Source organism: Streptococcus penaeicida (genome assembly GCF_002887775.1).
Classification (GTDB): Bacteria; Bacillota; Bacilli; order Lactobacillales; family Streptococcaceae; genus Streptococcus; species Streptococcus penaeicida.
Map to the genome: position 1 here is coordinate 22,370 of NZ_LOCM01000011.1, position 12,381 is coordinate 34,750.

A 12,381-nucleotide genomic window follows, 5' to 3' on the forward strand; every position below is an offset into this window, starting at 1 on the left:
GTTTACAAATTGACATAAGGAGAAATTAATGAGCTCAGGCAAAATTGCTCAGGTTGTAGGACCCGTCGTAGACGTTGTGTTTGCGAATGGGGAAAAACTTCCAGAGATTAATAATGCATTGATAGTTTATAAAGATAGCGATAAAAAAGATAAAATCGTACTTGAAGTTGCCCTAGAATTAGGGGATGGCATGGTTCGAACAATCGCTATGGAATCAACTGATGGGCTTACTCGTGGATTGGAAGTTTTGGATACTGGCCGGGCAATAAGTGTACCAGTTGGTAAAGAAACTTTAGGTCGTGTCTTTAACGTACTTGGTGAAACCATTGACTTGGAAGCACCATTCGCTGAAGATGCTGAACGTGAACCAATTCATAAAAAAGCACCAGCTTTTGATGAATTATCAACGTCATCAGAAATTCTTGAAACAGGGATCAAAGTTATTGACCTTCTTGCCCCTTACTTAAAAGGTGGTAAAGTTGGACTTTTCGGTGGTGCCGGAGTTGGTAAAACCGTTCTTATTCAAGAATTAATCCATAACATCGCCCAAGAACATGGTGGTATTTCTGTATTTACCGGTGTTGGTGAAAGAACTCGTGAAGGAAATGACCTTTATTGGGAAATGAAAGAATCTGGCGTTATTGAGAAAACAGCCATGGTATTTGGTCAGATGAATGAACCCCCAGGAGCACGTATGCGTGTTGCCTTGACTGGTCTTACGATTGCAGAATATTTCCGTGATGTAGAAGGCCAAGACGTTCTTTTATTCATTGACAATATCTTCCGTTTCACTCAAGCTGGGTCCGAAGTATCTGCCTTGCTAGGTCGGATGCCATCAGCCGTAGGTTACCAACCAACGCTTGCAACTGAGATGGGTCAATTACAAGAACGGATTACCTCAACGAAAAAAGGATCAGTTACCTCTATTCAGGCTATTTACGTGCCAGCCGATGACTATACCGATCCAGCGCCGGCAACGGCTTTCGCCCATCTTGATTCAACAACCAACTTGGAACGTAAATTAACACAAATGGGTATCTACCCAGCCGTGGACCCGTTAGCTTCTAGCTCTCGTGCCCTATCACCTGAAATTGTTGGTGAAGAGCATTATGCTGTTGCTACTGAAGTTCAACGTGTTTTACAACGTTATCGTGAATTGCAAGATATTATTGCAATCTTAGGTATGGATGAGTTATCAGATGATGAGAAAACTTTAGTAGGGCGTGCTCGTCGGATTCAGTTCTTCTTATCACAGAACTTTAATGTTGCCGAACAATTTACAGGTCAACCAGGTTCTTATGTTCCAGTTGTAGACACTGTTCGTAGCTTTAAAGAAATTCTCAATGGTAAATATGACCATATTCCTGAAGATGCTTTCCGTTCAGTTGGACCAATTGAAGATGTCCTTGAAAAAGCTAAAAAAATGGGATATTAGTGAGGTTCCACTATGACACATATGACTGTTCAAGTCGTGACACCAGATGGGGTCAAGTATGACCATCAAGCAAAATTTATTTCAGTTACCACACCTGAGGGTGAGATGGGTATTTTACCTAAACATATCAATATTATTGCACCGTTAGTTATCCATGAAATGAAAATCCGTCGGACTGATGATGATAATCATGTCGATTGGATTGCCATTAATGGTGGAATTATTGAAGTTAAAGATAATGTTGTTACTATTGTAGCAGACTCTGCTGAACGCTCTCGTGACATTGATATTAGTCGTGCTGAACGTGCTAAGCAACGAGCAGAACGCCAAATTGAAGAAGCTAAATCAAGTAAGGATATCAATGAAGCCCGTCGTGCAGAAATTGCTCTTCAACGTGCCCTTAACCGGATTAGCGTTGGAAATAAATAAAAATCAGCAATCGCCATAAAATGACGATTGCTGATTTTTATTATTTTAAGTTTTTAAAATAAGTTGGATTAGATTTGACTTGTTTTTTTTATTTAGTCATTATTCTATTTTTGCAGCAAGACTTTTGGTATAATATGCCTATGGAATATATCAATAATTTATTAAAATTGATCAGTCATTTGCTTTTTATTGGCATTAGCTTTCAACTCTTATTAAGCCTTTTTGAATGGTCAAAAATCATAAAAATGACGCCTGAAAATATTGGTAAATTAAAGCTCTTTGTTTTCTTTCTTGCAATCATCATGGGTTACTTGGTTAGTCATTTTATGTTAGAATTAATTGCAATGAGTCAAACACTCTTTTAGTGCTCGTTTTCAGATAGTAAATGAGAAATGTGATATAATTTTATATTATATAGACAAATGAAATGGAGAAAATTGTGGATAAAATTATTATTGAAGGTGGGAACACCAGATTAGAAGGTGAAGTTGTTATTGAAGGAGCTAAGAATGCAGTCCTTCCTTTGTTAGCAGCGACAATCCTACCATCAGAAGGAAAAACCATTTTACGAAATGTCCCAATCCTTTCCGATGTTTTTACCATGAACAATGTGGTTCGTGGCCTTAATATCCCTGTTGAATTTAAAGAAGAAGCAAACGAAATAACTGTCGATGCTTCAGGTCCAATTCTTGACGAAGCTCCTTATGAATACGTTAGTCAAATGCGCGCTTCAATTGTTGTTTTAGGCCCAATTTTAGCTCGAAATGGTCATGCCAAAGTGTCAATGCCAGGAGGCTGCACAATTGGTAGCCGTCCGATAGACTTACATTTAAAAGGCTTGGAAGCAATGGGTGCTGAAATCAAGCAAAGCAATGGTGATATCACAGCTAGTGCAGAACGTCTTAAAGGTGCCACTATTTATATGGACTTCCCATCAGTTGGTGCCACACAAAACTTGATGATGGCAGCGACCTTGGCAGAAGGAACAACTATCATCGAAAATGCTGCACGTGAACCTGAAATTGTTGACTTGGCTCAATTACTTAATAAAATGGGTGCCAAGGTCAAAGGTGCCGGAACGGAAACTTTAACTATTAAAGGGGTTGACCAATTGCACGGTGTTGAGCATGATGTTGTTCAAGACCGAATCGAAGCCGGCACCTTTATGGTAGCAGCTGCCATGACATCTGGTAATGTCTTGGTTAAAGATGCCGTTTGGGAACACAATCGTCCTTTGATTTCAAAACTAAAAGAAATGGGTGTTGAAGTGACTGAGGAAGCAGAAGGTATTCGTGTTAAATCAGATACTAATAAGTTAAAACCAGTTACTGTTAAAACCTTACCACACCCTGGTTTCCCTACAGATATGCAAGCCCAATTTACTTCTTTAATGGCTGTTGTTAATGGAGAATCAACCATGATTGAAACGGTCTTTGAAAATCGTTTCCAACATTTAGAAGAAATGCGTCGGATGGGGCTTCATTCTGAAATTTTACGTGACACTGCAATGATTCATGGTGGTCACCCATTACAAGGTGCTCCCGTTATGTCGACAGATTTACGTGCTAGTGCGGCCCTTATCCTAAGTGGAATGGTTGCGCAAGGTAAAACAACTGTTACAAAGTTAACGCATTTGGATCGTGGCTATTATAAATTCCATGAAAAATTAGCAAAATTGGGAGCAAAAATCGAACGTATAAGTGAGGACTAAAAATGACAAGCGGATGGAAATATGTACTTAAGCAAGTTGGCTTGCTCATAGTCATTGCTCTACTTGCCTGTGCCTTTTTAGCAATTGGTTTGATGCTTGGCTATAGTGTTTTTGGCGATGGTCATCATGCCTCATCCATATTATCCATGGACAAGTGGACTGAATTAATAAACAAATTTACTGGAAAGTAGGCTTAGCCTACTTTTTAACTGTGAGGAATAATGGCAAAAAAGACTTTTAATGGAAAAAAAAGGAATTCGATTCTGCTAGCTCTGCTAATAGCTGCCGTAACTGCTTTATCTCAAGGGGATCAATTAGCAAACAATAACGCTTTTCAAAGTATATTGCGAAGCATCTCAGGAACGAGTAGTAGTCAAGTTAGTCGTAGGGAATCAAACAATCCTGACACCCCTTCTTATCAGCTAGCTTCGTCAGTTTTAAGTCAAGAGGTTAAGCAACAATTAGGCCCATCTATTGACTGGAATGGGGCTGGCGCTTTTGAAATCAACCATAATAAAACAGACCTCAATGCCAAGGTTGCTAGTCCCCCTTATGCTAATAATGAAACCAAAATGGTTCAAGGTAAGATGCTTCCGACTAGAGCTAATGCACTTTTAGCTCGTTCTACTCGTCAATATCGAGATCGCAATGAGACTGGTAATGGCTATACTTATTGGAAACCTGTTGGCTGGCACCAAATTCATGGCCTTTCTGGTGAATATGAGCATGCTGTCGATCGTGGGCATCTTTTGGGTTATGCTATTGTTGGAGGGCTTAAGGGCTTTGATGCTTCAACTAGTAACCCCAAAAATATTGCGGTTCAAATGTCTTGGGCCAATCAGGCATATCTAGAGGATTCAACTGGACAGAATTATTATGAGACGAAAATCAGACGGGCTTTGGACAATAATAAGCGTGTCCGTTACCGGGTTAGTCTAATATATGAGGGTAATAACCTGATTGCAAGTGGTAGTCATTTGGAAGCCAAATCAGATGATGGTAGCCTGGAATTTAATGTCTTTATTCCTAATGTCCAAAAAGGATTAAAAATGAATTATCAAACTGGTGAAGTTTTCAATGAAGCTTATCAGAAGAAAGCTAGCTAGTACCAATATCTTCTAAGATATTCTGATAAATCTTATTGTCTTTTTGCAGCAATTTTGATACACTAATAATAATTGAATAGCAATCAGTGAGACTAGTAATTACAGGGAAGTTACCAGGGATTGAAGGCCATAGACTGGAAGCCTTCTTAATGAAAATGTAAGGAATTCACTCACATATGATGTTAAATTAAGGTCTGCTTTTGCAGATGAATTCGGATGGTACCGCGTGTCAACGCTCCGCATAAATGGAGTTTTGACACGCTTTTTTTGTCCGTAAATAGAAGGGAAAATTATGGATTTACAAGAGCAATTACAAGCGTTACGAAATCAAACCTTAGACCAATTAAAAGAGTTTAATGGTAATCATGCCAAAGAACTGCAAGATTTGAAAGTGGCAGTTTTAGGCAAAAAAGGTTCTTTAACGGAGTTGTTAAAAGGTCTTAAAGACTTATCGGCAGACATGCGTCCTTTAGTTGGGAAGCAAGTGAATGAGTTGCGCGATGTCTTAACAACTGCCTTTGACCAACAAGCTAAAGTGGTTGAAGCAGCAAAAATTAAAGCTCAGCTTGATGCTGAATCAATTGACGTTACTTTACCCGGGCGTCAAATGACACTTGGGAATCGTCATGTTTTAACACAAACCAGTGAAGAAATTGAGGATATCTTCCTTGGAATGGGTTTCCAAATTGTGGATGGTTTTGAAGTTGAAAAAGATTACTATAACTTCGAACGAATGAACTTACCAAAAGATCATCCAGCTCGTGATATGCAAGATACCTTCTATATCACGGAAGAAATTTTATTGCGTACCCATACCAGCCCTGTTCAAGCTCGGACTTTAGACCAACACGATTTTTCTAAAGGACCACTTAAAATGGTTTCTCCTGGTCGTGTTTTCCGACGTGATACTGATGATGCGACTCACTCACATCAATTCCACCAAATTGAAGGATTAGTGGTTGGTAAAAATATTTCTATGGGTGACTTAAAAGGAACCTTGGAAATGATTATCAAAAAAATGTTTGGTGAGGAACGTAAGATTCGTCTTCGTCCGTCATACTTCCCATTTACTGAGCCATCCGTAGAGGTTGACGTTTCATGTTTCAAATGTGGTGGTAAAGGTTGTAACGTATGTAAAGGGACTGGTTGGATTGAAATCCTCGGTGCCGGTATGGTTCACCCAAGTGTCCTTGAAATGTCAGGCGTGAATTCCGAAGAATATTCTGGTTTTGCCTTTGGCCTTGGACAAGAACGGATCGCCATGCTCCGTTATGGAATCAACGATATTCGTGGATTCTATCAGGGAGATATGCGTTTTTCAGAACAATTCAAATAAAAAGTGTCTTGTTCTAAGTAATTGATGAATTTTTGGGGGAATTGCCATGCAGAAAGAACTATCCATTGACCTGGTAAAAGATGAGGAAGTCGCAATATTAAGAGACCTAGCCATCCAGACCTTTACCGAAACATTCGGGGGTCATAATACTGACCAACAATTGCAGGAATTTTTTGAGCAAGATTACACCTTAGAGGTACTCGGCAAAGAATTAAAAAGTTCAGAAAATGAAGTTTACTTTTTAAGAATGAACGGCCTCATTGTTGGCCACCTGAAAGTCAATTGGGGTCATGATCAAACAGAACATGAGTTAGATGATGCTTTTGAGATTCAACGCATTTATTTGTTGAATAAATACCAAGGTCTTGGCTTAGGTAAAGTTCTTTTTGAGTTTGCTTTGGAAAGAGCCTTTGCCTCTGGGAAAACTTGGGCCTGGTTAGGTGTTTGGGAGTATAATTTTAAAGCGCAAGCACTTTATCGCAAGTATGGTTTCGAAAAATTCTCTGAACATTCCTTTGCAGTTGGTGATCTAGTTGACACTGACTGGTTAATGAAAAAAGCCTTAAAATAGAAAGAAAGTGAAGTATGTTAGTATCTTATAAATGGTTAAAAGAGTTAGTTGACATCGATGTTCCTTCAGCTGAACTGGCTGAAAAAATGTCAACAACTGGTATCGAAGTTGAAGGCGTTGAAGTCCCTGCTGAGGGTCTGTCAAAATTAGTGGTTGGTCATGTTTTATCTTGTGAAGATGTTCCTGAAACCCATTTACATCTTTGTCAGGTAGACACTGGTGATGATGAGCCAAGACAAATTGTTTGTGGTGCTCCAAATGTCCAAGCTGGTATTAATGTTATAGTAGCCATTCCAGGCGCACGTATTGCCGACAACTACAAAATTAAAAAAGGGAAAATCAGAGGGATGGAATCTCTTGGGATGATTTGTTCTCTCCAAGAATTAGGTCTTCCAGATTCCATTATTCCTAAAGAGTTTTCCGAAGGTATTCAAATTTTACCTGAAGATGCAAAACCAGGTGACTCTATCTTCCCTTACCTCGATTTGGATGATGAAATCATTGAATTATCGATCACTCCAAACCGTGCAGATGCCCTTTCAATGCGTGGGGTTGCCCATGAAGTAGCGGCTATTTATGGAAAAGAAGTCCACTTCCCAGTAAAAGAAGTTCACGAAAACTCTAAAGCAGCCTCTGACTTGATTACAGTTGCTATTGAGTCAGACAAGGTTTTGACTTACGCTAGCCGTCTGGTGGAAAATGTGACCATTCAAGCCAGTCCACAATGGTTACAAAATATTTTGATGAATGCTGGTATTCGTCCAATCAACAATGTTGTTGATGTTACCAACTATGTTCTCCTCTATTTTGGTCAACCAATGCATGCTTTTGATTTGAATAAATTTGAATCAGGTGATATTGTTGCTCGTCAAGCCCGCAATGGTGAAAAATTAGTAACACTTGATGGTGAAGAACGTGACTTAATTGATCAAGATATTGTTATTACTGTAAATGACAAACCAGTTGCTTTAGCTGGTGTTATGGGCGGTAAAGCAACTGAAATTGATGCTAATTCAAAAAATGTCGTTTTAGAAGCTGCTGTGTTTGATGGTAAATCGATTCGTAAAACAAGTGGCCGTCTCAACCTTCGTTCAGAGTCATCTTCTCGTTTTGAAAAAGGTGTTAACTACGATACAGTCATTGAAGCCCTTGATTTTGCGGCAGCTATGTTAGAAGAATTGGCTGGTGGTCAAGTCCTTGCTGGTCGTCCTCAGGCGGGTAGCCTACCGACGGATGCGGTTCAAGTTTTAACAACTTTAGACTATGTTAATGTGCGCTTGGGCACCGACTTAGCTTATTCTGACATTGAAGATATTTTTGCCAAGCTAGGATTTGGCTTGTCTGGAGATGCGTCAGCCTTCACTGTCTCTGTGCCACGCCGTCGTTGGGATATTAGTATTCAGGCTGATTTGGTCGAAGAAATTGCGCGAATCTACGGCTACGACAATCTTCCAACGACTTTGCCGGAAGCTGGCGGGACAGCTGGTGAATTGACCGCAAGTCAAGTTTTACGGAGACGTGTTCGCGCTATCGCCGAAGGAGCTGGGCTAACAGAAATTATTTCTTATGCTTTAACAACTCCTGAAAAAGCTCAAGCTTTTGCCATTGAAAGCAGCAACTTGACGGAATTAATGTGGCCGATGACCATTGAGCGTTCGGCTTTACGTCAAAATATTGTTTCTGGTATGTTAGATACTATTGCCTACAATGTTGCTCGTAAGCAAAAGAATTTAGCTATCTATGAAATTGGGAAAGTCTTTGAACAAAAGGCTGATCCTAAAGTGGAGCTTCCTAATGAAATTGATACCTTTGCCTTTGCTTTGACTGGTTTAGTTGCTGAGAAAGATTTCCAAACACAAGCGACAGCAGTTGATTTCTATTATGCTAAAGGTATTTTAGAAAGCCTATTTGCCAAATTAAACCTTAAGGTAACATTTGTGGCAGAAAAGGATATGGTAAGCATGCACCCAGGACGGACAGCTAGAATTCTTCTAGGTGAAGAGACAATTGGTTTCCTAGGTCAGGTGCATCCACAAGTGGCTAATGATTATGAAATTCCAGAAACTTATGTGGCCGAATTGAATCTTCAAGCATTAGAGGCAAACATGACATCTGCTCAAATTTTTACAGAAATCAGTAAACAACCAGCCGTTTCTCGTGATATTGCCCTCTTGGTTGATGATAGCTTAAGCCATCAAGAAATCCTTACGATTATTGAAGGTTTAGGTCTTAAATATTTGGAAAATATAAAACTCTTTGATGTCTATGCTGGTGCCAATATAGAGCCTGGTAAGAAATCAATGGCTTACAGTTTAACTTTCCAAAATCCGCAAGAAAGTTTGCGAGATGAAGAAGTTGCTAAATATATGGAAAAAATTAGCTCTGCTTTAGTTGAAAAATCAGGCGCACAGATCAGATAATCTCTAGAAGAACCCAGTCTTTGCCATTAAGCGAAATGGTAAGGAACTGGGTTCTTTTTTGTTATAATAGTAAAGATAAAAGGAGGAAAAGCATGTATCAAACTGAAATTTCTGGACATTATTTATATCACACAACTTCAAAGGGTTATGGTACTCCGGTTGAACTCTTTGGCGTCACTGAAGATGGCGAAACACCAATGAGCCTCCTTAACATTGCCTTAGCTTCTTGTGTAACCATGTGTATTCAATCCTATTTTAATCTTTACCACAAGATAAGTGAAATGCCCTTAAAAGTTGATGCTACTTATGAAAATCGTGCTTTCACGCTCAATGTTTATTTAGAAAATGAGTTTACACCTGAAGAAGAAGCAAAAGTGCTGAAATTCGTTAAAAGCAAATGTCGTGTTAGTCAATTGCTGGCTGAAAACGTTGAAATTCAGATTAAATTTTTCACTAGTAATTGTTAATCATAAAATTTGAATTGGAGGTAAGACATGTTTTTAGCCATTAATGAGATGAAAGAGTCTAAATTAAGATATAGTTTGATTGTGGGTCTTTTATTTTTAGTTGCGTTTTTGATGTATTTTTTATCAGGTTTAGCTAATGGCTTGATTCAAGAAAATCGTTCTGCGATTGATCACTGGAAAGCTGACACCGTCTTGTTATCAAAAAACGCAAATAGCACACTTAATTTATCTACATTAACAGAGGCTGATAAAGAAAAAGTTGAAGCATCTGAAATAAGTTCTTTGGCGCAAATGAATACTGTTGTCTGGAATAAAGAAAATCCTAAAGAGAGTGATAAAGCAAAAGTTAGTTTATTTGGTATTCATAATAGGGAATTTTTGAAACCTAAAATGATTAAAGGTCGGGCTATTCAAGCTTCTAATGAAGTCATCATCGATCAATCTCTCGCTAAACGGTCTAAATATAAGATAGGAGACGACTTATATCTTTCTAATTCAGATCAAAAATTGAAAATTGTAGGAATGAGTAGGAAAGCTACTTTTAATGTTTCCTCAGTTGTTTATATGACATTAAAGGACTTTAATGCTATAAAGTCAGGTGGGCATGTAAGCTTAACTTCTAAAAATCAATTCGTTAATGCTTTTGTAATAAGGGGAAAACTAAATAAGTACGATAAAGAAACATTTCAAAAATTACCGGTTCAGACTTTCATAGATAAATTACCTGGTTACCAGGCTCAAATAATGACGTTTGGTTTTATGATAGGCTTTTTAGTGGTTATTTCAGCAATTATTATTGGAATTTTTATGTATGTCTTAACCATCCAGAAAGCACCTATTTTCGGAATTATGAAGGCTCAAGGCATTTCAAATAAGACTATTGCAAATGCAGTTATTTCGCAAACTTTCATTCTCAGTATCTTAGGGAGTAGCTTGGTTTACTTGTCAATTGGGGTACTTCGTTATTCTTAACTGAGTCAGTTCCATTCTATGGTAATGGATTATTCTATGCTATCATTTTTATCAGTATCATCATTTTTTCAATTTTAGGTACTCTCATTTCAGTATTTGCTATTGTCCGAATCGACCCATTGAAAGCTATAGGATAGGAGAATGTAATGGATGTTTTAGAATTCAAAAATGTTGTCAAATCTTTTAAGGATGGTCAAACAGAAATACAAGCACTTAAAGAAACTAATTTTAGTGCTGAAAAGGGCCAATTTATTGCGATAATAGGTCCATCAGGTTCAGGAAAATCAACATTCTTAACGCTTGCAGGTGGTCTACAAACACCTTCTAGTGGACAAATAAGAATCAATGGCAATGATTTTACGACCTTAAGTGAAAAAGAAAGATCGCAGTTACGTTTTAAAGACATTGGGTTTATTTTACAAGCGTCAAATCTAATTCCTTTTTTAACAGCCAAGCAACAATTAGAATTAGTTGATAAGTTGATGAAAGTAAAAAAGAATGACTTAAAAGATTCTTTATTTAAAGAGTTAGGCATCTTACATCTTCAAAATAAACTGCCCAAAGACTTATCTGGTGGTGAGAGACAACGCCTAGCCATTGCTAGAGCACTTTATAACGATCCTGCTTTGGTCTTAGCTGATGAACCTACAGCAAGTTTAGACACTGAAAAAGCTTTTGAAGTTGTAGAACTTTTAGCTAAAGAGTGTAAAGAAAAAGAAAAAACAGTTATAATGGTTACACACGATAAACGAATGATTGAATCTTGTGATAAAGTTTATGAAATTCGTGATGGTGTTTTAAAAGTGGTAAACTAAGTGGTTCTTAAAAATATTAACATTATGTTATTGGGCATGTAACTGATTAATTGACGTATCCTATTTTCATTTTTGATTAAATTAAAAAAGACTTGAACAATGATGTTCAAGTCTTTATATTTTTTATAAATCATTATAAGCAATGCTAAAAGTATCCCCGTGTTCGATATCTCCATATTCAAAGCCTTTGTTGAACCAGCGTTGGCGTTGTTCTGAGGTTCCGTGAGTGAAACTATCTGGAACAGTTTTACCATAGGTTTCTTTTTGTAGTGTATCGTCACCAACGGCATTTGCAGCATTCATAGCTTCTTCGAAGTCACCTTTTTCTAAGAGACCTTCATCTTGGACATAATTTGCCCAAGCTCCGGCATAGTAGTCAGCTTGTAATTCTAACTGGACATTGAGTTTGTTAGCGTCAGCTTCGCTCTTGCCCTGTCTAGCTTGACCATACTCATTCATAGTACCTAGTTCGTTTTGAATATGATGACCAACTTCGTGGGCAATAACATAGGCCATGGCAAAATCACCGGCAGCTCCATATTTTTCAGACAAGTCATTGTAGAATGAGATGTCTAAATAAACCTTATTATCACCAGAACAGTAGAAAGGTCCTGAAGAGGCTTGTCCTTGACCACAGGCTGTTGTAATTGAGCCTGAGTAAAGCACAAGTTTTGGTTTATTATAGGTTTTGCCATGTTTCTCAAATTCTTTGGTCCAGTAATCTTCTGTTGAAGCAAAGACTTTGCTGACAAATTCGACTTGTTGATCACTCGCCTTGTCACCACTTGTCCGATTTACTTCAGTGGATTGATAGGGGTTATTACCTGTACTGGATTGTTGACCACCAGGGAAAATGCCAGATAGCCCTCCTCCTCCCATGACCAGCATGATGATAAGAAGGATTAGTTTCGTTTTCCAAGAACCCCGTGAGAAGAGGAGTTGCAGTAGCATTCCGGCTCCGCCTCCACCACCAGTGCTATAAGAACCAGAACTCTCTCCACGACGTCTTCGACATTGGAGCTTTCTCTAAGATCATCTGTTTTCATATCTTTTTCTCCTCTTTAGCTTATTTGTTATTACTATTATAATTTATTTTTCTGAGAATTGCTTGAATATTAA

General features: G+C 38.2%; 11 protein-coding genes and 2 pseudogenes. 12 read left to right on the forward strand and 1 reads right to left on the reverse strand.

Annotation, left to right across the window (positions count from 1 at the left end):
* The first annotated feature begins 28 nt into the window (after positions 1-28).
* The 12 genes and pseudogenes from atpD (at position 29) to AT575_RS02405 (ending at position 11,262) form a co-directional block, all read left to right on the forward strand.
* Entirely contained in the window at positions 29-1,435 is a 1,407-nt protein-coding gene (gene atpD / locus AT575_RS02350; protein ID WP_102776988.1) for a F0F1 ATP synthase subunit beta, read from the forward strand.
* A 12-nt stretch (positions 1,436-1,447) separates the two neighbouring features.
* Positions 1,448-1,864, forward strand: coding sequence for a F0F1 ATP synthase subunit epsilon (locus tag AT575_RS02355; RefSeq protein WP_102776989.1), 417 nt, complete (start codon positions 1,448-1,450; stop codon positions 1,862-1,864).
* 140 nt (positions 1,865-2,004) lie between these two features.
* Positions 2,005-2,229, forward strand: coding sequence for a DUF1146 family protein (locus AT575_RS02360; protein WP_174683085.1), 225 nt, complete (start codon positions 2,005-2,007; stop codon positions 2,227-2,229).
* 74 nt (positions 2,230-2,303) lie between these two features.
* A complete protein-coding gene (gene murA / locus AT575_RS02365) occupies positions 2,304-3,575 on the forward strand; it encodes a UDP-N-acetylglucosamine 1-carboxyvinyltransferase (RefSeq protein WP_102776991.1) in 1,272 nt (423 codons plus the stop codon).
* Positions 3,576-3,577: 2 nt separating this feature from the next.
* The gene (locus AT575_RS02370; protein ID WP_102776992.1) at positions 3,578-3,766 is read left to right on the forward strand and encodes a DNA-directed RNA polymerase subunit beta; all 189 of its coding nucleotides are present in this window, start codon (positions 3,578-3,580) and stop codon (positions 3,764-3,766) included.
* A gap of 30 nt (positions 3,767-3,796) precedes the next feature.
* The gene (locus AT575_RS02375; RefSeq protein ID WP_102776993.1) at positions 3,797-4,681 is read left to right on the forward strand and encodes a DNA/RNA non-specific endonuclease; all 885 of its coding nucleotides are present in this window, start codon (positions 3,797-3,799) and stop codon (positions 4,679-4,681) included.
* Between the two features lie 292 nt (positions 4,682-4,973).
* A complete protein-coding gene (gene pheS, locus AT575_RS02380) occupies positions 4,974-6,017 on the forward strand; it encodes a phenylalanine--tRNA ligase subunit alpha (RefSeq protein WP_102776994.1) in 1,044 nt (347 codons plus the stop codon).
* A gap of 46 nt (positions 6,018-6,063) precedes the next feature.
* On the forward strand, positions 6,064-6,588 hold the full coding sequence (locus tag AT575_RS02385) for a GNAT family N-acetyltransferase (RefSeq protein ID WP_102776995.1): 525 nt from the start codon (positions 6,064-6,066) through the stop codon (positions 6,586-6,588).
* A 14-nt stretch (positions 6,589-6,602) separates the two neighbouring features.
* Entirely contained in the window at positions 6,603-9,008 is a 2,406-nt protein-coding gene (gene pheT, locus AT575_RS02390) for a phenylalanine--tRNA ligase subunit beta (protein ID WP_102776996.1), read from the forward strand.
* Between the two features lie 92 nt (positions 9,009-9,100).
* Positions 9,101-9,475 carry an OsmC family protein gene (locus AT575_RS02395; RefSeq protein ID WP_102776997.1) on the forward strand — a complete coding sequence of 125 codons (375 nt, stop codon included), beginning with the start codon at positions 9,101-9,103 and terminating at the stop codon, positions 9,473-9,475.
* Positions 9,476-9,502: 27 nt separating this feature from the next.
* A pseudogene (locus AT575_RS02400) lies at positions 9,503-10,584 on the forward strand (ABC transporter permease).
* A 9-nt stretch (positions 10,585-10,593) separates the two neighbouring features.
* Positions 10,594-11,262 carry an ABC transporter ATP-binding protein gene (locus AT575_RS02405; protein ID WP_102776998.1) on the forward strand — a complete coding sequence of 223 codons (669 nt, stop codon included), beginning with the start codon at positions 10,594-10,596 and terminating at the stop codon, positions 11,260-11,262.
* 123 nt (positions 11,263-11,385) lie between these two features.
* On the opposite strand, the pseudogene ypfJ reads toward AT575_RS02405, so the two are convergent.
* A pseudogene (gene ypfJ, locus AT575_RS02410) lies at positions 11,386-12,308 on the reverse strand (KPN_02809 family neutral zinc metallopeptidase).
* Positions 12,309-12,381 lie beyond the last annotated feature (73 nt).

What these genes read in the sequence shown, in the direction of transcription:
- atpD (WP_102776988.1), top strand. Translation starts at nt 29, where the DNA reads ATGAGCTCAGGCAAAATTGCTCAGGTTGTAGGACCCGTCGTAGACGTT.
- AT575_RS02355 (WP_102776989.1), top strand. Translation starts at nt 1,448, where the DNA reads ATGACACATATGACTGTTCAAGTCGTGACACCAGATGGGGTCAAGTAT.
- AT575_RS02360 (WP_174683085.1), top strand. Translation starts at nt 2,005, where the DNA reads ATGGAATATATCAATAATTTATTAAAATTGATCAGTCATTTGCTTTTT.
- AT575_RS02370 (WP_102776992.1), top strand. Translation starts at nt 3,578, where the DNA reads ATGACAAGCGGATGGAAATATGTACTTAAGCAAGTTGGCTTGCTCATA.
- AT575_RS02375 (WP_102776993.1), top strand. Translation starts at nt 3,797, where the DNA reads ATGGCAAAAAAGACTTTTAATGGAAAAAAAAGGAATTCGATTCTGCTA.
- pheS (WP_102776994.1), top strand. Translation starts at nt 4,974, where the DNA reads ATGGATTTACAAGAGCAATTACAAGCGTTACGAAATCAAACCTTAGAC.
- AT575_RS02385 (WP_102776995.1), top strand. Translation starts at nt 6,064, where the DNA reads ATGCAGAAAGAACTATCCATTGACCTGGTAAAAGATGAGGAAGTCGCA.
- pheT (WP_102776996.1), top strand. Translation starts at nt 6,603, where the DNA reads ATGTTAGTATCTTATAAATGGTTAAAAGAGTTAGTTGACATCGATGTT.
- AT575_RS02395 (WP_102776997.1), top strand. Translation starts at nt 9,101, where the DNA reads ATGTATCAAACTGAAATTTCTGGACATTATTTATATCACACAACTTCA.
- AT575_RS02405 (WP_102776998.1), top strand. Translation starts at nt 10,594, where the DNA reads ATGGATGTTTTAGAATTCAAAAATGTTGTCAAATCTTTTAAGGATGGT.